Source organism: Parabacteroides sp. AF18-52, from assembly GCF_003479145.1.
Classification (GTDB): domain Bacteria; phylum Bacteroidota; class Bacteroidia; order Bacteroidales; family Tannerellaceae; genus Parabacteroides; species Parabacteroides faecis.
Genome location: NZ_QUGR01000004.1, coordinates 70224 through 92648 on the forward strand (window position 1 = coordinate 70224; position 22425 = coordinate 92648).

The 22425-nt window shown below is 44.6% G+C and carries 18 protein-coding genes; 12 read left to right on the forward strand and 6 right to left on the reverse strand.

The features are described 5' to 3' along the window. Nucleotides 1–3 precede the first annotated feature (3 nt). Nucleotides 4–1923, forward strand: coding sequence for a SusD/RagB family nutrient-binding outer membrane lipoprotein (locus DWX23_RS08950; protein ID WP_122362553.1), 1920 nt, complete (start codon nucleotides 4–6; stop codon nucleotides 1921–1923). A gap of 139 nt (nucleotides 1924–2062) precedes the next feature. After that, nucleotides 2063–3646 (forward strand): carboxylase, encoded by a 1584-nt coding sequence (locus DWX23_RS08955; RefSeq protein ID WP_122374230.1) that lies wholly within the window; start codon nucleotides 2063–2065, stop codon nucleotides 3644–3646. Nucleotides 3647–3765: 119 nt separating this feature from the next. Here DWX23_RS08955 and rpiB read toward each other — a convergent pair whose 3' ends face one another. The 6 genes from rpiB to DWX23_RS08985 all read right to left on the reverse strand — a co-directional run bounded on the left by rpiB (nucleotide 3766) and on the right by DWX23_RS08985 (nucleotide 10778). Beyond that, a complete protein-coding gene (gene rpiB, locus DWX23_RS08960) occupies nucleotides 3766–4197 on the reverse strand; it encodes a ribose 5-phosphate isomerase B (protein WP_122362551.1) in 432 nt (143 codons plus the stop codon). A gap of 59 nt (nucleotides 4198–4256) precedes the next feature. Continuing rightward, entirely contained in the window at nucleotides 4257–6284 is a 2028-nt protein-coding gene (locus DWX23_RS08965) for a transketolase (RefSeq protein WP_122374231.1), read from the reverse strand. Between the two features lie 159 nt (nucleotides 6285–6443). Then, a complete protein-coding gene (locus DWX23_RS08970) occupies nucleotides 6444–7136 on the reverse strand; it encodes an NUDIX domain-containing protein (RefSeq protein ID WP_122354957.1) in 693 nt (230 codons plus the stop codon). A 28-nt stretch (nucleotides 7137–7164) separates the two neighbouring features. After that, entirely contained in the window at nucleotides 7165–8310 is a 1146-nt protein-coding gene (gene galK / locus DWX23_RS08975) for a galactokinase (RefSeq protein ID WP_183669366.1), read from the reverse strand. A gap of 89 nt (nucleotides 8311–8399) precedes the next feature. Further along, on the reverse strand, nucleotides 8400–9656 hold the full coding sequence (locus DWX23_RS08980) for an MFS transporter (RefSeq protein WP_122354955.1): 1257 nt from the start codon (nucleotides 9654–9656) through the stop codon (nucleotides 8400–8402). A 45-nt stretch (nucleotides 9657–9701) separates the two neighbouring features. After that, the gene (locus tag DWX23_RS08985) at nucleotides 9702–10778 is read right to left on the reverse strand and encodes an aldose epimerase family protein (RefSeq protein ID WP_122374232.1); all 1077 of its coding nucleotides are present in this window, start codon (nucleotides 10776–10778) and stop codon (nucleotides 9702–9704) included. A gap of 189 nt (nucleotides 10779–10967) precedes the next feature. Between DWX23_RS08985 and DWX23_RS08990 the strand changes: the two genes are divergently transcribed. The 10 genes from DWX23_RS08990 (at nucleotide 10968) to DWX23_RS09035 (ending at nucleotide 22404) form a co-directional block, all read left to right on the forward strand. After that, on the forward strand, nucleotides 10968–12920 hold the full coding sequence (locus DWX23_RS08990; protein ID WP_122374233.1) for an alpha-L-arabinofuranosidase C-terminal domain-containing protein: 1953 nt from the start codon (nucleotides 10968–10970) through the stop codon (nucleotides 12918–12920). A 267-nt stretch (nucleotides 12921–13187) separates the two neighbouring features. Then, nucleotides 13188–13484 (forward strand): nucleotidyltransferase family protein, encoded by a 297-nt coding sequence (locus tag DWX23_RS08995; RefSeq protein ID WP_122374234.1) that lies wholly within the window; start codon nucleotides 13188–13190, stop codon nucleotides 13482–13484. Continuing rightward, the gene (locus DWX23_RS09000) at nucleotides 13468–13809 is read left to right on the forward strand and encodes a DUF86 domain-containing protein (protein ID WP_122374235.1); all 342 of its coding nucleotides are present in this window, start codon (nucleotides 13468–13470) and stop codon (nucleotides 13807–13809) included. Before DWX23_RS08995 ends, DWX23_RS09000 begins: the two co-directional genes overlap by 17 nt. Nucleotides 13810–14419: 610 nt before the next feature. Beyond that, nucleotides 14420–15337: a site-specific integrase gene (locus tag DWX23_RS09005; protein ID WP_122374236.1), complete on the forward strand. Its 918-nt coding sequence runs from the start codon at nucleotides 14420–14422 to the stop codon at nucleotides 15335–15337. Nucleotides 15338–15870: 533 nt separating this feature from the next. Beyond that, nucleotides 15871–16875 carry a DUF3575 domain-containing protein gene (locus DWX23_RS09010; protein WP_233587553.1) on the forward strand — a complete coding sequence of 335 codons (1005 nt, stop codon included), beginning with the start codon at nucleotides 15871–15873 and terminating at the stop codon, nucleotides 16873–16875. A 357-nt stretch (nucleotides 16876–17232) separates the two neighbouring features. Next, nucleotides 17233–18153, forward strand: a complete 921-nt coding sequence (locus tag DWX23_RS09015; protein WP_122354949.1) for a DUF5119 domain-containing protein — start codon at nucleotides 17233–17235, stop codon at nucleotides 18151–18153. Nucleotides 18154–18183: 30 nt separating this feature from the next. After that, nucleotides 18184–19116 (forward strand): fimbrillin family protein, encoded by a 933-nt coding sequence (locus DWX23_RS09020; protein ID WP_158607062.1) that lies wholly within the window; start codon nucleotides 18184–18186, stop codon nucleotides 19114–19116. A 46-nt stretch (nucleotides 19117–19162) separates the two neighbouring features. Next, nucleotides 19163–20104 (forward strand): fimbrillin family protein, encoded by a 942-nt coding sequence (locus DWX23_RS09025; protein WP_122374238.1) that lies wholly within the window; start codon nucleotides 19163–19165, stop codon nucleotides 20102–20104. A gap of 21 nt (nucleotides 20105–20125) precedes the next feature. Further along, entirely contained in the window at nucleotides 20126–21079 is a 954-nt protein-coding gene (locus DWX23_RS09030; RefSeq protein ID WP_122374239.1) for a fimbrillin family protein, read from the forward strand. 29 nt (nucleotides 21080–21108) lie between these two features. After that, nucleotides 21109–22404: a fimbrillin family protein gene (locus DWX23_RS09035; protein ID WP_233587555.1), complete on the forward strand. Its 1296-nt coding sequence runs from the start codon at nucleotides 21109–21111 to the stop codon at nucleotides 22402–22404. Nucleotides 22405–22425 lie beyond the last annotated feature (21 nt).

The window sequence follows — 22425 nt, forward strand, 5'->3', positions numbered from 1 at the left end:
AAGATGAACACCAAGAATATATTACTGGCAGGCATGTTCTCGATAGCCGCTTTGTTTACATCCTGTAATGATTTTCAGGAAATAAACGAAGACCCTAACCAGGTAGGTGAGGACAAAGTGAAGCCTGAATGGTTCCTGAACGGCTCTATTGTCGGAGCACAGATGAACCCGGAGATTGCCGAACGTATCTTCATTGCCGAGTGGAACCGTGCTTCCCGTTTTAACCGGGGTAGCGGTTTTACGATCGGAACGGACAATAACGACTATATTACCCTATATCTGAGTAACTCATACGCTGTAGGTTGGTTGAACAAAGCCACCAAGGCGATCGAACTGGGTGAAAAGAAGGTTGCCGAAGGCGAAGCCGAACAATATCCTTATTATAAGAATGTGATACAGATGGCACGTATCTGGCGTGCTTACCTGAATGCGGAAGTATCGGATGGTTTCGGACCGATCCCGGCTTTGTCGGCTTTCACGGGTGTGCCTGCCGAATATGATAGTGTGGAAACTATTTACGGTTTTATCCTGAAAGAGCTGAAAGAAGCGGAGGCTGCCCTCGATCCTTCCATTAATATGGAACCGATGGCTGGTGAAGATGCTTTCTATGCCGGAAATATCAATGAATGGAAGAAATATGCAAACTCTTTGCGTATGCGTTACGCCATGCGTATTTCGGCTGTCTCTCCGGAACTGGCAAAGACTGAGTTCGAAGATGCAGCGGGCAAGACCTTTATCTCTTCACTGAACGACCTGGCTGGCGTACAGGAAAAAGATGGTTGGAACGATTTGACAAGTGTCATGTCGCGTACCTGGAATGCACAGGCAATGTCTGTCACTTTCAAGAATCTGGCAGAAGGGTTAGGCGGTATCGAATTTCCTGTTCCCGACTCACTGAAGAGTCATCTGAAAGATCCTCATACCTATATGGGGTTATATCTGGACAAACATTTCCCGCTGAAGACGAATGATCCGTGTGCCGGATTCTATTTTGATGCGATCCCTCAGTATGTCGATCCGCGTGGACCTAAACTGTTCAGCGTGGTAGGCTGGAATGACGGGGTGGTTTATTCCGATTATATCGGTGCGGCCAGCGAAGTACAGCCGGTCGAATTGATGGACCCGAACGATAATACTAAACCGATGCTGACGGTCGATCCTCGTTATACCTGGGGTACCTGGGTTGCCGGAGAATGGAATAATTTGTCCGGTCTGGTCAGTGCATTGACAGGAAAGAATTATAACTATCCTTCCATGTCGAAACAGTATCGTATGAATACTCAGAAACGTGTCTTCTTCGGTCCGTGGGAAAGTTATTTCCTGTTGGCGGAAGCTGCCCTGAAAGGTTGGACGGTTCCGGGTACCGCCAAGTCGAATTATGAGAGTGGCATCACTGCCAGTTTCGAATATCATGGCTTGCAAAACCAGGTTGCACAATATCTGACATCGACGGATTATAATCGTGTAGGTACCTCTGTCAGCTTTGACCATACGACAGAAGCGCAACCGTACACAGTCAATTATGTCGATCCTTATACAAAGGAAAATAAGACAATGACATATAATTATCCGAAGAATTCCATCTATCGCGGTGGCTCTTACAACAACGATGCACTGACGAAGATTATCACTCAGAAATACATTGCACAGGTACCCTGGTTACCGGAAGAAGCCTGGAGCGATCATCGCCGTCTCGGTCTGCCGTTCTTTGAGAATCAGGCTGTAGAAAAAGACTACAACCCATTGAACCAGGTTCCTCTGACTATGGCAACAGCCAAAGAATGCCGTTGGGATTTCTACCCTAAACGCTACCGTTATCCTGCCAATATCCAGACAAATAACCTGGAAGGGTATCAGAAGGCTTTGGAATTGCTGGGGGGACCGGATCTGACGACAACCCCGCTTTGGTGGAATCAACATTAACTACTTTTGGCTTGATCCAAAAGTAGACAAAAGATCAAGGCTGCACCGGCTTCTCCCTCCACGGACGCTCACCCGCTGAGGCCTTGATCTTTTGTTTACTTTTCTATCAAGAGAAAAGTAAAATTAAACAAACACAAATATGGTACATAAATTATTAATCCGCGACCTCACCCTCCGTGACGGGCAGCAGTCAGCATTTGCAACACGCATGTCACAACAACAAATCGACCGTGTATTATCTTTCTATAAAGAGGTTGGTTTCTACGCAATGGAAGTGTGGGGTGGGGCAGTTCCCGATGCTGCCATGCGATATCTGAATGAAGATCCCTGGGAGAGACTGGAAAAGATAAAAGCAGCCGTAGGTACGACAACCAAGCTCGCCGCCTTATGCCGTGGGCGCGACCTGTTCGGCTACAATCCTTATCCGGACAATGTCGTCAAAGGTCTTTGCCGTAACGCTGTCGAGTCGGGCATTAATATTATGCGTATCTTCGATGCTATGAACGATGTCGACAATATGAAGCCGGCTATCAAATATACCGATCGTTATGGAGGAATGGCCGATTGTGCTGTCTGCTATGCCATCGATCCACACCATTCCGCTTTGGAACGGATAGAAGCCGCCCTGCATGGCCGCCCGTTGCATAAGCCGATCTTTAAGAATGACTATTTCCTGGAAAAAGCCCGGCAAATGGAAAATTATAGTGCCGACATTATTACTCTGGAAGATGCCAACGGCCTGATCACTCCGGGAAAGACAGCCGAGCTGATACGTCTTTTCAAGAAGAATCTGAAGGCTCCCGTTGACTTCCATACCCGTTGTATTGCCGGATACGGCCTACCCTCTATGCTGACTGCTATTGTCAACGGTGTGGATATCGTCGATACGAATATCTGGTATTTTGCCGGAGGTTGCTCTGCACCCGCTATCGAACTGATCTATGTCTTCTGCAAGAAGATGGGAATAGAGTTGGAGATCGATATGGAAGCCGTCGCCCGTATCAATGCCGAACTTTTCAAGATACGCAAAGAGCTGCGGGCTTACGATTCCGCCAAAGAACTTCCTAATCCCTTTAACCCTCTGACCGATAAATTACCTACCGAAATAGACCGTTTCTTCAATGACGCTATCGAAGCAGCCCGCCATGACAAGGAAGACGACCTGATCATTTTCTGTCGCGCTATCGAAGAATATTTCAACTTCCCCGAACCGAATGAATTGGTTCAGAAGTCGCAGATCCCGGTAAATATGTATAATCAGATTGTAGCTTTGCTGAAGCAACAGGGACATCCTGAATTGTTGGAGAAAGCGATGTCACTGATTCCCCAGGTACGTATGGATGCCGGTTTGCCTCCTTTGGTTACCCCGGTAAGTCAGGTGATCGCTTCACAGGCTGTTGCCTGTGCATTGGATGAGCTGAATGGTCGCCCTCTCTACAGTAAACCTGTATATCCTTTTATCTCCCTGATCCGGGGAGAGTTTGGAAAAACACCTTTACCGATAGATCCGGAATTTCGTTTGAAAATAACCGGTAAACGGGAAGAACAATGTTATGATGCTTCGGATTATGAGATGCAGGAAAACCCGATGATAGATGAAGTCGGTATCCTGGTAGCCGAAAATGAGAAAGAAGTCTTGTTGCTGGAACTCTTTCCGATGTCGGCCCGTAATTTCCTGACGAAACGTAAAAAGGAAAACTTCAAAGATAATATGTTCTCCTAGTCACAAAGGTCTATGGAGCTGTTGGCATTATATACCTATAGGTATCAGCCCTATAATCCTACAACTGTTAACTCTATAGTGTCACAGGGGTTGACACTAATATAATAATCCCGTTGTTTTTACAACGGGATTTTGTTTATTCTTCGTATATGCCGACCGCCTTCGAAAGGAGTGTTCAGAAAGGCTTCGACAGCGCGGGTAGCTTCCTCCTGACTGATAAACCGACCGGGCATGACAAGTATATTGGCATCATTGTGCTCACGAGCCAGTCGTGCAATCTCTTCCTGCCAACATAAAGCGGCCCGTATTCCCTGGTGTTTGTTTAAAGTCATCGCAATACCGTTTCCTGATCCGCAGATTGCTATTCCGGGATATACTTCCCCGGCTTCTACAGCGTAAGCCAACGGATGGGCAAAATCGGGATAATCGCAACTTTCTGTTGAACAGGTTCCGAAATCCTTATAGGATAATCCTTTGGAGTCCAGTATTTGTTTCACATACTCTTTTAGTTCGTAACCTGCGTGGTCACAACATAAACCTAGTGTTTTCATCTTTATCTGTTAGAGGTAGACAAAAAGGGGCTGTTACACCCCTTTTTACTAATAGTTTCTTATGCTAATAATTCTTTTACCTGATTGTATACATTCTGTCCGGTGAAGCCCAGTTTTTCGTCCAAAACCTTGTAAGGAGCGGAGAATCCGAATGATTCGAGTCCCCAAACCTTACCGTTGGCTCCGACCAATCCTTCCAGGTTGACCGGCAGACCGGCTGTCAGACCGAAAATCTTCCTTCCTGTCGGAATAACAGCTTCCTGATATTCCTTGCTCTGACTGCGGAATAGTCCTTCAGACGGAACGGATACGATACGAACCTTTACGCCATCGGCGCGAAGCAGTGCAGCTCCTTCAACCAATGTGGCTACTTCCGAGCCGGAAGCGACCATGATAACGTCCGGGTTTTCATCGCTTTCTACAATATAAGCACCCTTTTCTGCCTGCAGAGCTTCGTCGTAACGGCTTCCTTTTGCGGGCAGGTCATTAATGTTCTGACGGGAAAGGATCAAAGCGGTAGGAGTGGCGGTATTTTCCATTGCCATCTTCCATGCAATTGTCGTTTCAATAACATCGGCCGGACGGAGAACCAGCATAGAGTTGTGTCCCTTGTGATTCTTCAGTTTTTCCATCAGGCGGATCTGTGCTTCCTGTTCAACCGGTTCGTGAGTAGGTCCGTCTTCACCGACACGGAAAGCGTCGTGCGACCAAATGAACTTAACCGGCTGCTCCATCAATGCAGCCATACGGATGGCTGGCTTCATATAATCGGAGAATACGAAGAAGGTACCGCAAGCCACGATCACACCACCGTGCAGTGACATACCGATACATACACATGCCATGGTCAATTCGGAAACGCCAGCCTGGAAGAAAGCTCCGCTGAAATCTCCTTTTATAAATGAATGTGTTTTCTTCAGGAAACCGTCTGTCTTGTCCGAGTTGGAAAGGTCGGCAGATGAAACAACCATATTTTCAACCTGGGTTGCCAATACGCCTAATACGGTAGCGGATGCGGCACGTGTTGCCTGGTTTGCTTTCTGTTCGATAGCTTCCCAGTCCAGTTTAGGAGCTTTGCCGGAGAACCAGAATTGCATTTTCTCTGCCAGTTCCGGATTGGCTTTCGCCCATGCTTCTTTAGCAGCATAACGTTCGGCTACGATAGCTTCCAGTTCTTTTGCACGCTTTGCATACAGTTCGGCAACGTCTGTGAATACAGTAAACGGATTCTTAGGATCGCCTCCCAGGTTCTTGATTGTCTCTTCGATCGATGCACCTGCAGCAGACAGGGGTTGACCGTGTGTGGAGACTTTGTTTTCGTAGCTGCTGTCGTCGGCTCCGCGGGCACCTTTACCCATAATGGTATCACCGATGATCAGGGTAGGACGTTGAGTTTCAGCCTTCGCTTCATTCAAAGCCTTACGTATTTCATTTACATCGTTTCCATTGATGCTGATCACTTTCCAGCCCCATGCCTCGTATTTCATAGCAACATTTTCAGTCGTTACTTCTTCTACGGTTGTAGAAAGCTGGATGTTGTTGGAGTCGTAGAACATGATCAGGTTGTCCAGTCCCAGTGTTCCGGCAACACGTCCGGCACCTTGTGAGATTTCTTCCTGGATACCACCATCGGATATATATGCGTAAATAGTCTGGTTCATTACATCTCCCAGGCGGGCTTTCAGGAACTTGGCAGCGATCGCAGCACCTACTGCGTAAGTATGGCCTTGTCCCAGCGGACCTGAGGTATTTTCGATTCCTCGCTTGACGTTTACTTCAGGATGACCCGGAGTAGGACTTCCCCACTGGCGGAACTGTGACAGTTCTTCCATCGTGAATTTGCCGGTAAGGGCGAGGGCTGAATAAAGCATCGGAGACATGTGTCCCGGGTCCTGGAAGTAGCGGTCCCTGCCTTCCCATTCCGGGTTCTTGGGATCATAGACTAAATACTCTGAAAATAGTACATTGATAAAATCAGCACCACCCATTGCACCGCCCGGATGACCGGATTTAGCCTTTTCTACCATTGACGCTGCCAGGACGCGGATATTATCCGCTGCTCTGTTCATTACTTTGATATCGTTCATTTTGATGAATTATTTTAATTTTTGCACAAAGATAGGGAATCTCTTCTTATAGACCGCTATATCATACAAACAATTCATTTTCTGTAAAGTTTCCTAATTAGCGATATTTCTGATAGAGAGCCGGATATACAAGGCGGTTTTCGTGATTCGGATGGTATGTTACAAGGAGAAATAGAAGCCCTGATCCAGTAAACGGTCGTATTTCTCTTTATTGAACATATAATAGAAAGCGCCTCTTTTAGAACTCTTTTTATCCTTCTCGTCCAGTTTTTCGAGAATGTCCATTGAGTTTAACTTCTTACGGAAATTACGTTTGTCTAACGGGGTCTGATAAATCGCTTCATATAGGCTTTGAAGCTGGGGTAGGGTAAATTTTTCCGGAAGAAGGTTAAATCCGACAGGGCGTGTCGCTGCTTTTTTCTTCAGGAGCGACAGGGTGTCGTTGATCATTTGGTTGTGGTCGAAGATCAATTCGGGAATATCGCTGATTTTAACCCATTCGGCATTATGTTCTTTCAGCAACTCCGGATTGAAATCGTTCATATTGACTAATGAATAGTATGCTACGGAGATAACCCGTTCTCCAAGATCGCGGGTAACATCTCCGTAAGCACCTACCTGCTCCATAAAAAGACGATCGATACCGGAACATTCGGTAAGAACGCGGGAAGCCGCTTCGTTTACACTTTCGCCCGATTTGATAAAGCCGCCCATCAGAGACCACTGTCCTTTTAGTGGTTCAAAATTCCGTTTGTAAAGTAATACGTTGAGTTCACCACTGTTGAATCCCAGAATAATACAATCTACTGCAACAAAAAATTTGACTTCGTTCTGATAAAATGCGGCTGTCATGATATTTTATGGATATTGAATTAATTTATTATGCGAGTTTGCGTGCGCCGTCGCTGATTACTACTTCGTAAACTTTAGGTTCGTGACCGAATTTCTTTGTATAAGACTCGAATGCTTCTTTGATGAAATCATCATGCAACTCGTCTTTTACAAGGTTGATCGTACAGCCGCCGAAACCACCGCCCATCACACGTGAACCTGTTACGCCACATTTCTTGGCTACATCGTTCAGGAAGTCCAGTTCTTCGCAGCTCACTTCGTACAACTTGCTCATGCCGTGATGAGTTTCGTACATTTTCTGACCTACAGTTTCGTAGTCGCCTTTTTCCAGAGCTTCGCAAACGTCGAGTACGCGCTGTACTTCTTCGATTACGTATTCGGCACGCATATAATCTTCTGCGCTGATATCGCCTTTCACTTCGTTCAGCATGTCCATTGTAGCGTCACGCAGGAATTCTACTTCCGGGTGATTGCGACGGATAGCAGCTGCTGCATTTTCGCAAGACTGGCGACGTTTGTTGTATGCAGAAGAAGCCAGTTCGTGTTTAACCACGGAATCCAGCAATACTAACTTATAGCCAACCGGATTGAACGGGAAATATTTATATTCCAAAGAACGGCAATCCAGACGGATCAGGCTTCCTTCTTTACCGAATACAGAAGCGAACTGGTCCATGATACCACAGTTAACACCACAATAGTTGTGTTCTGTAGACTGACCGATCTTAGCTAATTCGAATTTGTCGATACCCAGAGAGAAAAGATCATTCAAAGCAAAAGCATAGGTACTTTCCAGAGCGGCAGATGAAGACATACCGGCACCCAGAGGAACATCGCCTGCAAATACGGTATCGAATCCCTGGATCTGACCGCCACGTTTGATGATCTCGCGGCATACACCGAAGATATATCTTGCCCAGCTTGCTTTTGGTGCATCTTCTTCGTTCAGTCCGAATTCTGCATAATCGTTCAGGTCGATAGAGAATGCGCGAACTTTACCTGTGCCGTTCGGTTTGATCTCAGCGATCATGCCTTTATCGATAGCACCCGGAAATACGAAACCACCATTATAGTCTGTGTGTTCACCGATCAGGTTGATACGGCCCGGAGAAGCATATACACTACCTTCTGTATTAAATAACTCCTGAAATTTATTTCTAATTTTTTTCTGCATGATATTATTTCTTTTAAAGGTTATAAATAAAGAAATTATCCGGTTATAAGGTAAAACCGGATAATTTCATAAATTGGCATATTGTTTATTTATTCTGATTTTTTCGATGGTTTAGAACCGATAGCCGCATAGAATAAAATGTAAGCAGCACTGAAGAGTACAACCCAGTAGCTGGTCATATAATCAGTCATATCGGCAACCCAACCCTGAACAGCAACCATTACAGCGCAACCGAATACCATTGTCATAAAGATACCGCTGGCAATAGCTGTATATTTTCCTAATCCTTCTACAGCCATGTTGAATATACCACCCCACATTACGCTGGTACAAAGACCTACGAGAAGGAATGCCAGAATACCAACAGGAACTTCCTGCCAGATCACACTTAATGAAGCCCAGTCTACACCAGGAACTTCAACTGTATTTGTTTCAGGTGAGAACATACCGAAGCTAACCAACAGAAGAGTGGCAACCGATACGATAGTGATCATTGTGCGGCTGGAAACCTTACCTCCGATACTAGCTCCTACGAAACGTCCGATAAGCATCATAAGCCAGTAAACAGCTACGATAAGACCCACGGTGCTGGCCGGGATACCTTTTGCTGTAAGGTATTGAAGAATATAAGTAGGAGTACCTACTTCTACGCTCATGTAAAGGAAGATAGCGAGTGCTCCCAGTGCAAAATGGCGATGGCTCAAAGCGCCCTTGATCAAGCTGGTGTCAACAGGTGCCTGTTCAGGTTCTTCAATTTTTGTAAATATGATAACTACAAATGCGATAACGAAGATAGCAAGAGCGATCATCAATGCCGGTGTTGCGTCGGCAATATGTGCTTTGGCTGCGTCACCGATAAGAGCTCCCATCAGGATGTAGCAGGCAACGGCTGCAGTACTGTTGAATACACCGCCGAGCTGGATAAGCTGATTACCCTTGTTACCACCGCCACCGAGCAGGTTAAGCATCGGGTTAACCACACAGTTAAGAATACACATAGTGAAACCGCTGATAAATGCTCCGACCAGGTAAACCAGGAAAGCGCTCTCCTTGCCCACATGACCACTCAGCCATTGAACTAAAATACCTACGATACCTACAACAAGACCGATAAGTGCTGTTTTCTTATAGCCATATTTGGCGATAAGCATACCGGCAGGAATACCCATTACCAGATAGGCAATGAAGTTACCATAGTTTCCAATTTGGGCAAGAACATTGCTAGCCCCGAAGTCGTTCTTTACGATAATAGCCATTGGTGAACAAAGGTTAGTCACGAATGCGATCATTGCAAACAGTGCAATCATAATGATGATGGCACCCCATTGTTTTTTTTCTTGAGTCATTGATTGATATTTTTATTATTATTGATATATTAATTTTGTTATTTGTTATTCAGCAGAGAATTTATAAATGGTCTTGCTTTCAAAAACTTCTCCCGGACGGAGTACGGTAGAGGGGTATTCCGGTTTGTTCGGGCTGTCGGGAAAATGTTGTGTTTCCAGGCATAAAGCAGCTCTTGCCGGGTAACGCTGTCCGTTCTTTCCTTCGAAATTACCGGTCATCCAGTTACCTGTATATAATTGTACACCCGGTTCGGTTGTATATGCTTCCATGATAATACCGGTCTTCGGTGATTGACAACGGGCACAGAAACCCAGTTCGCTTTCTTCCTTATTTAATATATAGGTATGGTCGTAGCCTCTTGCCCAGGTCAACTGGTCGGTCGGTTCGTCTATGCGTGCACCTACCAGATAAGGGGTACGGAAATCCATTGGGGTACCTTCCACCTTTTCCGGTGCTCCGTAAGGGATGGCTGTTTCATCCGTAGGAAGATACTGATCGGCATTGATTGTCAGTGTATGATCTGCTACTGACGGATCGCCTGCTCCTGATAAGTTGAAGTAGGAGTGGTTGGTCAGGTTCAATACGGTCGGTTTGTCTGTTATGGCATGATACATGATTACGACTTCATTGTCGTCTGTCAGATGGTATGTAACAGTCACTTTTAATGTTCCGGGGAAACCTTCTTCACCGTCTGCTGACGTATATTTCAGTTCTACGGTCTGGTCATCGGTCTGATTGGCATCCCATACAACAGAATTAAAACCTTTGAGTCCTCCGTGGAGACTGTTGGGACCATTGTTGATGGCCAACTTATCGTACACAACGCCGTCGAGTGTAAATGAACCCTTGGCGATACGGTTCCCGTAGCGACCGCAGATTGCTCCGAAGTAAGGCTCTTCAGAAACCAGATAATCATCGATTGAATTATGTCCGGTAACAACATCGGTTAACTTGCCGGACCGATCCGGTACCATAAGCGATACAATTTTTGCACCGTAGTTGGTAATGGTAAGTTCTGCTCCTTTCTTATTGGTCAGGATACATAGCATCGTCTCCTTCCCGTCTATTTGCTTGCTGAAATTAGCCACAGTCAAGCCAGACAGTGTATTCTTGTTCTTCATGTATGTAATGTTATCAAAATTGCGTGTAAAATTAGCCTACTTCTTCGTAAATAGGATGCACGAAAAGATGTTATAGAGCATAAAGCCGCTTTTTGTCTACCAATTTAGTGTATTAGTCCACCTTTTAAATATGTATTTAGTGTACATTTGCAACTAAATAAATCTTTTATTTACGGAAAAACACTTGATATGAGAAGAAGCATGAAAAACGCTATCTCCCTGTTCCTCTTTAGTATGGGGGTAAGTAGTCTGATGGCACAGACCAATGAATTTAAAATAGACGTGCAGCAAACGGGTGCGCCTATCCAATCCACCATGTACGGTATCTTTTTTGAAGATATCAACTTCGGAGCGGACGGAGGATTGTATGCAGAGCTGATTAAGAACCGTTCTTTTGAGTTTGAAAATCCTTTCGGGGGCTGGGTTCCTTTTGGAAATGTAACGGTACAGACCAAATCCCCCTGTTTTGACAAGAACCCGCATTATGTACGTCTTTCTTATAATAAAGAACTGACCGGTACAGGGCTGGATAACGAAGGTTTTAAAGGTATTGGTATTAAGGCAGGGGAGAAGTATGACTTTTCTTTCTATGCCCGTACGGTAACTAACGGTCCGATCAAGTTTCGTATAAATCTGGTAAATAGTGGGCATGACATTTATGAAACAAAGGAAGTTGAGATAAACGGTAAAGATTGGAAAAAGTATTCCGTTGTCCTGACTCCTGCGGCAACAGAAGCCCATTCCCGTTTACGTATCACGATGCTTACACAGGGAACGGCTGATCTGGAACATATATCTTTATTCCCTCAGAAAACATTCAATAACCGTTCGAATGGTATGCGTGCCGATCTTGCACAGGCATTGAAAGATCTTAAGCCGGGTGTATTCCGCTTCCCCGGAGGTTGTATCGTGGAAGGAACGAACCTGGCCACCCGTTATCAGTGGAAAAATACGGTTGGTCCGGTTGAAAACCGTCCGATCAATATCAATCGTTGGAATTATACATTTCCTCATAAGAAGTTCTCCGATTATTATCAGTCTTACGGTTTAGGTTTCTTTGAATATTTCCAGTTGAGTGAGGATATCGGTGCCGAGCCGCTTCCTGTATTGAACTGCGGTCTTTCTTGTCAGTATGAAAATGATGATCCGAAAGAAAACTGTCCGGTCGATAAATTGCAACCTTATATTGACGATGCACTTGACCTGATCGAGTTTGCCAACGGTCCTGTGACTTCTAAATGGGGAAAACTGCGTGCCGATATGGGACATCCGGCTCCTTTCAACCTGAAGTTTATTGCTATTGGTAATGAGCAGTGGGGCACTTTGTTTACCGAACGCCTGGAACCTTTTGTAAAGGCTATTCGTGCCAAATATCCGGATATTAACGTTATTGGTAGTTCCGGTCCACAAGCGGAAGGGGAAGATTTCGACTTTTTGTGGCCTGAAATGAAGCGAATGAAAGTCGATTTGGTAGATGAACATTTTTACCGTTCTCCCGAATGGTTCCTGAATGGTGCTAAGCGCTATGACTCATACGATCGTAATGGTCCTAAGGTTTTTGCCGGTGAATATGCCTGCCATCCGAACAATCGCGAGAATAGTTTCCTGACGGCATTGGCTGAGGCTGCTTTTATGACTGGCTTTGAGCGTAATGCGGATGTAGTACATATCTGTACTTATGCACCTCTGTTTGCTCATGTGGATGCCTGGCAGTGGCGTCCGGATTTGATCTGGTTCGATAATCTTTCTTTGGTGAAGACACCGAATTATTATGTGCAGCAACTTTACGGTCATAATGCCGGTACGAATGTCGTGCCTTTAACTATGCAGAACGAACCGGTTACCGGACAAAATGATCTGTATGCAACAGCAGCAGTCGATAAGAAGACAAATGAGTTGATCATTAAGATCGCCAATACCGGCATTCAAAACAGAAAAGTGAAACTGGATTTAAACGGCCTTTCCGGTGGAAAACATAAAGGTACAGTAACCGTACTTCACGCCTCTGACCTGGAAGCTAAAAATACGATCTGCAAACCGGACCAGGTAGTGCCTGTTGTTTCAGAAATTGAACTGGAAGCTCCGGCTGCAGAAGTAGTACTTCGCCCGTTAAGTTTCTCTGTTTATCGCATTGCGTTTTGATATTAGTTTTCCCTCAATCCGGAGTTTGTTAGGCTTTAGAAATTTGCCGTTTGGGGCAAAAATCTTAAACAGATAAACATGAGCTTCTCAAGAAATATTTAAGATAGGAGTGAATTTTAGCGCAAAGACGTGCAATATAGAAGAGTGGAAAATAGAATCATGAGTGATGACTTATGAAAGTTAGAATTATCAGATAGTTGTTAAAAAAGAACTCATGTTGATATTTTTCACATATTTAGCTATCTTTGTGATATGAAGTAGTTATATATGAAGGTTTCAATTTTAAATAAACTGTCCTCATTTTTCTCTATGCAACCTGTTCAAAGGGCATGGGTGTTCGGTTCTTATTCCAGAGGGGAGGAATCGAAGAAGAGTGATATTGATATTTTGGTTCAATTTTTACCGGATGCTAATATTACTCTTTTTAAATATGCAGGAATGGTCGATGCACTTCAAAAACTACTGAAAAAGAAAGTAGACCTTGTGGAAGAAGGGCAACTAAAAGATTTTGCTAAAGAGAGTGCTAACCTAGATAAACTGTTGATCTATGAGAGAAAAGCCTAAAGATGAAAGTCGGTTACTTCATATAATTGAGGCTATCGATAATATAGTAGAGTTTACACAAGGCGTAGATTTTGAATCTTATAAGCAAAATAAAATCCTTCGCTTTGCTGTAATTAAGAATCTTGAAATAATTGGTGAAGCAGCATATTTATTAACGAAAGAATTTCGTGATTCTCATTGCAAGATAGAATGGAATGTAATAATCGGTATGCGTCATGTTTTAGTTCATGGTTATTATCAGATCAGAGATGAAATTGTTTGGGCTACAATTATGCAAGAACTTTTACCTTTAAAAAAGCAGATTCAAGAAATATTGGATAAGTAATTATCATTTTGACAATCAGTTAATTCATGTACTCTTTCTTTGTCGTGTATAGAGGTAAAGGAGAGTTTAAAAACATATATCCCCTTGATCCGGAGTTCAGCAATGACGGATTGAGGGGATTTTCTTTTTAGCGGAAACATTTAAGTGGGGAAAATGTAATCATCATAATGATTTCGGAGTTAGTGACAGGGAAAAGGCGGAACCTACTATTATTTGTCAAATGAAAATGAATCGTTCAGAAAGAGCTTCCAGCTATCAGAAAGCCGTATCAGCCCTGTTTAAGAGCATAATCCCGAAGCAAATCTCCCAATATCTTGTAGTGTTAAAATTTTCATCATAATGATTGTCCCAATTCATTGTGATGAGTGCGTGAAGTCATTGTGATGACTCTGTCGGGACATTGTGATGATAGGGAAGATTCATTGCAATGATTTCCGAAAGGAGAGGTTATGAAGGGTGGAAAACAGGGTGATAAGGCGGGTTTTTCTTCCGGAACAGCTGTTTGAGTGAAAACGGCTGTTAGCCTGATCGGTAAAAATCGAACATTCTGAAAGTTATGAATGTTTATCTTTATCTTTTTGATTAATCCGAATAAAATGGAGGAAAAGTAATGAAGAAAAGAGATTTTTATGGACAGATGCTGTTGCAGGAAGAGGATAAACGTTCCTGCGGCGATGAAAGTACGGCAGACCTGTATCGGGCAGTGCGTAATCATTTTATATGTTTCTCGGGTGGTAAGGAATTGTGCCTGAAAGAAGTGACCCCGGCTTTGGTTGAGGCGTTTCTGAAATGGTTGCGTGAGAAAGGGCTGCGTGTGAATACGGTGAACAGTTACATGAGTAACCTTCGGGCGATGTATAACCGAGCCCGCCGGGAGTCGAAGGAGAAAAGGGGAGAGTCGCCTTTTGCCGGGATTCACCTCAGACGGGAGGAGACGCACAAGCGTGCTGTGCCGGTGGAAGTGATAAAGGAAATAGCCGCTCTGGATTTGAAAAATGAGCCGAAGAAACAGCTTGCTGTCGATCTGGCACTGTTTTCGTTTATGGCTTGCGGTATTCCTTTTGTGGATATCGTGCATCTGACGGGTGAGAATTTGGTGGAGAACGGTACGGTATTGCAATACCACCGGCAGAAGACGGGAGCCTTTATCCAGATGGAAGTGACTTCGGGGATGCAGATGCTGCTCGACCGGTATAAAGGCGAAGAGAGGCGTTACCTTTTCCCTGTATTGCCGGAAAATGCGACCTACGAACAGTATAAAAGCTGTCTGGCGACGGAAAACCGGTACCTGAAAGAAATCAGTGTGATGCTGGATTTGCCGGAAACGTTGACGACCTATTCGTTCCGTCATGCCTGGGCTTCGGAGGCGTACCGCCTGCATGTCGCTATCGGCGTGATCAGCCAGGCACTGGGGCATACGTCGGAAAAAACGACCCGTATCTATTTGCAGAAGTTTGACGTATCGGAAATAGCCAAAGCAAACCGGCAGGTTTCCGAAGCGGTCGGCAGCTGTTTGCGGGTGGGGTAAACCTTATTTATATAATAAGGGGAAACATCCTCTTTCTCTCTTACAATCAGTGTCTTATAAATAAGAAAAAACCTGAATTGTAATGAAGTACGTGGCAAACGTAAGAATAAAAAAATGAAAAAACAAGGAGTGTAGGGTGTTTTCTTAAAAAACGCATATTTATTTTACTAAATTTCACAAGTTAACCTATTTTTTTAGCCATATAATATGAATTTCATTACAAGATGGTATAAAACAGGCCCGGACTGCCATCGTTTTTAAATCTGTTAAGAGAAAACTGTTATTTCCGCAGTTCCGTTTCTTCCTCCAAAAAGACTCAAAAAGACATCAATCCTTCATTTTTTACCCTAAAAACTCCCAAAGGAGGTTCTTCGGGAAAGGGCTTTTTTCACCCTCTACCCTTATTATATAAATAAGGTGAACATTTACAGAGAGTTAGTGATAATCATGGCAACTGCCTAATATTGAACAAACTGGTATTATATATTAATATGTATAGGATAAAAAGTTCACACCGGAGAATATGGGAAAGAATGATCTTCCTGTTACTGCTTAACTTCCTTCAGGGGATGGAAACGGATGCCCAGACTACGACCTATTATAAGGCTGAATCATTCCTTTTCTCTTTCCGCCAGGATAATGACCTGTTCCTTGCTGACTACGGAGACAACGCTTATCAATTGGAACGGATGGGCGGTTTACTCGACGTATCCCGTGACCAAATCCTAAAAGGTGATTGCCATTTGTTGATCGTCTCGCATGTGAATGCCTATGAATACGAAGATGAAGAGGTTGTAAACGAAGCCTCGCTGCGTGCGGGTCGTATCCGTGCCTACCTGAAAACCCGTTTCGATATTCCCCATGATTGTGTTGCCTTCTATATCGACCGTAGCGGAAACTACCGTGACCAGGTACATGTATATAAGGTTCATAAACCATTGCCCTGGTTCGCCAATATAGCCATTCATTACAGCGAAAGCCGTTACCCTAGTGCTATAAAGGCAGCCATTAGTCGGTATGGAGTTGTGCCCTATGTCGACCTGTACCGTCGTGGGGTAACGGGCCATAATGACCATGAAGTATATCGGATAGACGATCCTCTTTTCGACCCTTCGGAACTGGAAGATTACCGGCTGGCATCGGTGGTGGATACCTTGCAACAATATAAAGTGGCAGACGTTTCAGCCGTCCTTTTGGTTACGAAGGAAACAATGCCGGTAAAAAATGAACATAATTTAGCCGCCCGGCAGGAAGTAAAGGAGATACCGGCTATTGTAGAAAAAACGGAACGAAGAGCGGCATATCTTGCTGTAAAAACGAACCTGCTTCCCTGGTGTACATTGGTCCCTTCGGTGCGTTTGGGAACCGGTCAGACAGAGATAGAGACCGGTTCGTTCATGCCTAACTTAGAGATTGAATGGTATTTTGCCGGGCGTTGGTCGGTCGTTGCATCAGGAATGTACGCTGATTTCTCTTATGAAGATAAGATACGCGACCGCTGGTCGGTCTCTGAATTTTCAGTCGAACCCCGTGTGTGACCGTTGCGTTCCGGTTGTTTTGCCGGGCTGAATACTGGATTATTCGGTGAGTATGGAGATTTTGATGTGTGTGGTAGTGAGATTGATCCCGATAGCGAGGTACTTTATGGCAGAACGGGTCGTTTTTGGACGTTAGGTGCTTCCATAGGCTGTCTGATACCTTTAGGAAAAGGCTTCTGTTGTGAGGTTAGTATGCGGACTGGTTATCGTTCGGTTTTCGACGGAAAGAAATATCGTTACGATAAAATAGATGACAAAAATTATTTGGAGACCCATTTTTCGTCGACGGGTTTTATGATTGGTTTGAAGGTAAGTTTGGTATATCGTTTTCAAATCAGATAAAGAAAGAATAGAAATATGAAGAAGCAGGAAAAAAATAGAATTAGGGAGTGGGTGGTACTTCTTGTATGCGCTCTTGCTCTACCGGCTTGTACTTATCATACGCCCGATGAAGATTGGGAAAGGAACGGAAAAGTACGTTTGCATCTTAATTGGCAGACACGGATCGATCATCCTTCGGTGATGACTTATTATTTTTATAAAGACGGGATCGGATTTCCGGTTATCCGGCAAGGATCTGCTTCAGGCTACGAGGGGACACTTCCGGCGGGACAATATAAGGTGGCAGTTTGCAATACCGATTGTGAGAACGTCGTGCTGGAAATGGATAACGGTTATGAACAGGCTTACGGTAAAGTACGGCAGATATCCGGATTAAAATCGTCCTCTGTGCATATTGAGCATCCTGGTAATTTATCTGGCACGGGTTGCCAGATAATCGATATAGGAGGGAAGCAGGCCGTAGTGGAAGAGCTGTATCCGATCAATCTGGTCAAGACATTGGAACTGAATATAAAAGTAAAAGGAGGGGAAGAAGTGCTTTCGTTAGAGGGATTGTCCGGTCGTTTGACAGGTGTCTCTGCGCGGATACACATACCGGACGGGCAACCGTTGTTTGATACGGTTGCTTTTATGGCATTCGAAGCGGTGGTTGCTGCTTCGGGTGTGTATACCGCTTCTCTAAACCTGTTCGGTTTATCGGGAGGAACGGAGAATAACGATCCGGTCGAACTTTATTTGACGCTCAGGACGAAAGACGGGAAGGAGATTACCTCATTGACCAACATAACCGGTGAAGTAATCGACGCATTGGAAAAAAGCATATCGGCCTATATCGTATTGGATATGGAGATTGTCTATGATAAAGTGGATGGATTTAAAATCATTCTTTCAGAGTGGAAAGAAGGGACGGGAGAGGTGAGCAATCGGGCTATGTGACAGTTATTAAGAATATTTGAAATGACAGATATGAAAATAAAAATTGAAAATAAACATGTTCAACGGTACACTTTACCGATACTGGTTTCCTTTCTGTGGGGAATGATGACGGCGTGTTCAGGCAATGACATACAACTTTCCAACCAGAATGGACAGGAATTGGTACTTTATGCTTTTTTGAAGGAACTCTCAGGAGAGGCTTCTTTTTCCAACCCGGTGTTTTTTGCCAAGGGGAATGAATCGAGGAAGTATACGGAGATCTGGAAAGCCTCTGTAAAACCGGACGGAAGTACCGACATGGCAGGACCGAAATATTATCCTTCCGACGACAGCCGTATATACCTGTGCGGTTTTGCCCCTGAAGGCAAGCAGGATAGCGCCGGGAAGAGAAAGTATTCGGTTGATGGACAGCAGGATATTCTGGTGTCGAATGAGCAAAGCGGCTCTCTGACGGATATGTTCTGGAGGGAAGAAAAGTCGTTTGAATTTCTTCATCTGCTGACCCAACTCCGTTTTCGCCTGTGTTGTGATGCAGTAGGCGAAGCACAAGGATGGAAATTACGTAGCCTGGTTGCGGAGGGAATGCAACAGGAAGCTGTACTGTCGTTGGTGGATAAAAGATTGTTATTCAGTGGCGAAAGGGGAATGGTGGTGGTTGTGGACCGGATGAAGGAAGAAGAAAGGCTTTCTTTAACAACCACCTGGACGGATATCGGGAAAGTGACCATGATACAATCCGGCATAGCAGTCAACCTGACGATAACGATAGAAGACAAAGACGGCAATTTGGAGTGTTTCGAGCATCTGCCGGTCACATTCCATGAAGATGATAAGCTGTCGGTTGCAGGTACTTCTTACTTGTTGTCGGTCAGACTTCGCGTGAAGGATGAAGCTTCCCTTTCCGTTGCAATAGCACCCTGGAAAACCGGTGCTTCCGGAAACGGAACGATAACGGAAGAATAAAGAAAAAAGAATCAAGTATCATTTTATCAATAAACACTAGTATAATATGAAAACAAACAAGTTTCTGGTAATAAGTATGCTGTCGGCTACTTTTATCTGTAGTTGTAGCAGCGGGGAGGAGCCTCTTGAGAGTGGTTCCGGAGGGACGATCGAGATAAGTGCCGGTATCGGAGAGTCTACCCGTGCGGTGATAGATACCGATTATGCAGATAATCTGGATGTGTCGTTTGCCCGTTTCGATAATCCGGGTTCAACTGGTAACTGGACAGCGGTCAAAGCCGTCCGTGCCGGTGGTACTAATAATACGGCTATCACATTCGATGCCAGGCAAACCTATCTGAATACTAACGGACAGTCGGTCTTGATCGGCTTTCATCCCCAGGCTACTCTGACGACGGACAGCGATCCTGCAACTGTTGTATATGCCATTACCGGCGATGAAGATATAATGGCTACAGAATTACAAACCGGAGCATCCGATAATCATTTCACTCCGTTTACATTCCGCCATTTGCTGACTCAGTTGCAGTTCTTGTGTACAGGCTCTACCGAGGCGATAGCGAAATGGACCGCCATTTCTTCGATAAAGTTACAGAATGTAGCGACTTCGCTGACGCTTTCACTCGATAAGGTAAATGGTGCATCTGTGATAAACGGAACAGCAAACCAGGTACTTCCGGTAGTGAACTGTCCACAAGAAGTGGTGTCGTCTGCTGAAGTTAATCCTGCAATCGGTCACTTGATGGTTTTTCCCGTTGCAGATATGGGAACGGCTGCTTCTGCTATCAATCTGGAAGTTGTAGCCACTTATAATGGAACTGAAAAAATACTGGCTGTACCTATCGACAATATCAATGGTGGTGTCAAGGCCGGTGAGTCCCACCTGATCATGCTCAACTTTACGGTTGATGGCGAGATTAGTATAGAAGCCGGTATTGCTCCCTGGCAAACCGGTAACGGTGGTGGTTCAGAGATAACTCCTCCATAATCCCTTTACGCGTAGCAGGAGATGAAGAAAAGAATAGTGATAACGGCGTTCGTTTGCCTGAGTGGGGGAATGGCCTGTTCAGACGGAGGCAACAATGGGTTACAACCTGTCGAGACAACGGTTCGACTGGAAGGGTCGATCGGACTTTCTTCCCGCGCGGTGATCGGTTCCGGCTATGCGGATGCTTTGGCTGTCTGTTTTGCCCGTCAGGATGAAACTGTGCCTCAATCGGGAACGTATGGTGCATGGCACGTGTGCAAGGCTGTGCGTAACGGTGGAGATGGCAGGCAACCAATTTTGTTTACTGTCCCGCAGTTTTATCCGGTCGATGGACGTACTATCCGTATGCAGGGCTATTTTCCGATGGAGGGTGAAACTGTAGAGGCAGATACGGCGGCGGGAATGGTCCAGTTTACGGTGGATGGAACAACCGATATTATGGCAACCGATTTCCTGAATGGAAATGCATATACACCGTTCAATACATGCATTTTCTACCATCTGTTGACGCAGATACAATTGGTTTGTTACAGCAGGGATGCCGATAAATGGGGAAGCGTCACTCAGATTGATGTGGAAAATGTGCATACCCGACAGCAACTAACTTTTTCGGTAGTTCCTCCTTTCCTTACAGATGTTTCTTCAGCTACCGACATAAAGATAGTATCTGTGCCGGATATGCCTGTATTTCCGATTCCCGAGATTGAGGAAGAAGAAGAATTACCCGATCCACAGGGTATTGTCTTGCTTCCGGTATCGGGTGGGTCGTATCGTCTGCAGATTGTTACGACCAAAGATGGAAGAGGTAATGAAACAGAGACGACATCGGAGGTGGCTATAGGGGTAGAGGGTGGTTTTCTGACAGGAAAAAGCCATGTAATCTCGCTACTTTTCACAGAGGAGAGCCAAATAAAAACAACCTTCGTTGGCGTGGCTGCCTGGACAGAACATGACGAGGTAGATATACCTATATAAATAGTATATAATTAAAAAAACGAATGAAAATGAAAAAGAGTATGACAATGGGGGCTCTCTTTATAGCCCTGCTGACAGCTACAAGCTGTTCGGAGACAGAAACTGAGATTGTTGACGGTACCGGTGATGACGATCTGGTTACTTTGGGCATCACACCTAATTTAAAGGTGGATGCTGGATCAAAGGCATCTACCAAATCGGTGGTAAGCGGTGATCTTATAACCTATAATGCAGCTGATTATGGCCAGGCTGATATTGCACCGGGTTTGGGTATTGTGATTACAGATAAGAATGCAACCGACTGGTATCAACCTGATGCCGGGGGATATACCGGTCACCATGTGTGGTATATGGGAGATGCAAGAGGAGCAAACTGGATTTCCATACAGACAAAAGGAGTCGATTTTGAAACAACGAGAGAAGTTCCTTATTTTCTGACCAAAAACATCGGGCAGGTCTATGCTTATTATCCTTATGATCCGACTCTAAACATAGCCAGTGCAACCGACCTGAAAATTCCGGTAACAATTCTGGCAAGCGGAAATATCGATGCATCGACCAATAATGCGAAGAAATATTGGAATGGTGGGGTATGGACGAGTACACCCAGAACAAATCTGATAAACCTCTCTTTGTCTACAGAGAAAGACTACCTGTACTTTGGTGCTGACGGCGGACGTTATGTCAATAACGGACGTACTGTCGGACAACAACCGGTCAAGCCGGAAGATGAACCGGATAATACGAATGATGTCAATCCCGGTTATAAGATCAATCTGGATATGAAGCATGCTATGGCGATGGTCACTTTCCGTGTGTATGACGGCGGTAAACTGAGTGATAATGATGTGAACTTTACAAAGTTCCGGATAAAGAATATGACCGGCGGGTCAGATCCTTTCAAGATGGGTACAGCCTATATGTCTTTGGTCGATGGTACGATTACGCCCAATGCACTGGTGAATGGAGACATCAGCCGTACGATTGATAACTATATATTAATGAGACAAGTGGAAACCGGTGGAACGGAAGGGCAATATAGCTTTGTAACGAATGGTACTACCGTGAATGCAAAAGTTGTATCCAAAGCGGTCAGTAACATTGTGTATCCTACCACATTCGGTGATAATGATATAGAGGTGATCGTAACATTGAAAGAAGGTGTGGACGCTGCAGTGGATTACCCCGTTGTCCTGCCTGCGAATAGCTGGGATGCTAACAATAACTACATATATACGCTTTCAGCCGGACGTAATAAGTTGACTGTGATGGATGTAACTGTTGAAGCATGGATTGACAACGAGGAGGACGAAATACCTCTGTAATCAGTATCATTATAAACAAAG

Bases quoted from the DNA above. Each gene is read 5' to 3' on its own strand.
- DWX23_RS09020 (WP_158607062.1), top strand. From the start codon at position 18,184: ATGAAAATAAAAATTGAAAATAAACATGTTCAACGGTACACTTTACCG.
- DWX23_RS08965 (WP_122374231.1), bottom strand. From the start codon at position 6,284: ATGAACGATATCAAAGTAATGAACAGAGCAGCGGATAATATCCGCGTC.
- DWX23_RS09025 (WP_122374238.1), top strand. From the start codon at position 19,163: ATGAAAACAAACAAGTTTCTGGTAATAAGTATGCTGTCGGCTACTTTT.
- DWX23_RS09035 (WP_233587555.1), top strand. From the start codon at position 21,109: ATGAAAAAGAGTATGACAATGGGGGCTCTCTTTATAGCCCTGCTGACA.
- DWX23_RS08955 (WP_122374230.1), top strand. From the start codon at position 2,063: ATGGTACATAAATTATTAATCCGCGACCTCACCCTCCGTGACGGGCAG.
- DWX23_RS08995 (WP_122374234.1), top strand. From the start codon at position 13,188: ATGAAGGTTTCAATTTTAAATAAACTGTCCTCATTTTTCTCTATGCAA.
- DWX23_RS08970 (WP_122354957.1), bottom strand. From the start codon at position 7,136: ATGACAGCCGCATTTTATCAGAACGAAGTCAAATTTTTTGTTGCAGTA.
- galK (WP_183669366.1), bottom strand. From the start codon at position 8,310: ATGCAGAAAAAAATTAGAAATAAATTTCAGGAGTTATTTAATACAGAA.
- rpiB (WP_122362551.1), bottom strand. From the start codon at position 4,197: ATGAAAACACTAGGTTTATGTTGTGACCACGCAGGTTACGAACTAAAA.
- DWX23_RS08980 (WP_122354955.1), bottom strand. From the start codon at position 9,656: ATGACTCAAGAAAAAAAACAATGGGGTGCCATCATCATTATGATTGCA.
- DWX23_RS09010 (WP_233587553.1), top strand. From the start codon at position 15,871: ATGATCTTCCTGTTACTGCTTAACTTCCTTCAGGGGATGGAAACGGAT.
- DWX23_RS09005 (WP_122374236.1), top strand. From the start codon at position 14,420: ATGAAGAAAAGAGATTTTTATGGACAGATGCTGTTGCAGGAAGAGGAT.
- DWX23_RS09030 (WP_122374239.1), top strand. From the start codon at position 20,126: ATGAAGAAAAGAATAGTGATAACGGCGTTCGTTTGCCTGAGTGGGGGA.
- DWX23_RS09000 (WP_122374235.1), top strand. From the start codon at position 13,468: ATGAGAGAAAAGCCTAAAGATGAAAGTCGGTTACTTCATATAATTGAG.
- DWX23_RS08990 (WP_122374233.1), top strand. From the start codon at position 10,968: ATGAGAAGAAGCATGAAAAACGCTATCTCCCTGTTCCTCTTTAGTATG.
- DWX23_RS09015 (WP_122354949.1), top strand. From the start codon at position 17,233: ATGAAGAAGCAGGAAAAAAATAGAATTAGGGAGTGGGTGGTACTTCTT.
- DWX23_RS08950 (WP_122362553.1), top strand. From the start codon at position 4: ATGAACACCAAGAATATATTACTGGCAGGCATGTTCTCGATAGCCGCT.
- DWX23_RS08985 (WP_122374232.1), bottom strand. From the start codon at position 10,778: ATGAAGAACAAGAATACACTGTCTGGCTTGACTGTGGCTAATTTCAGC.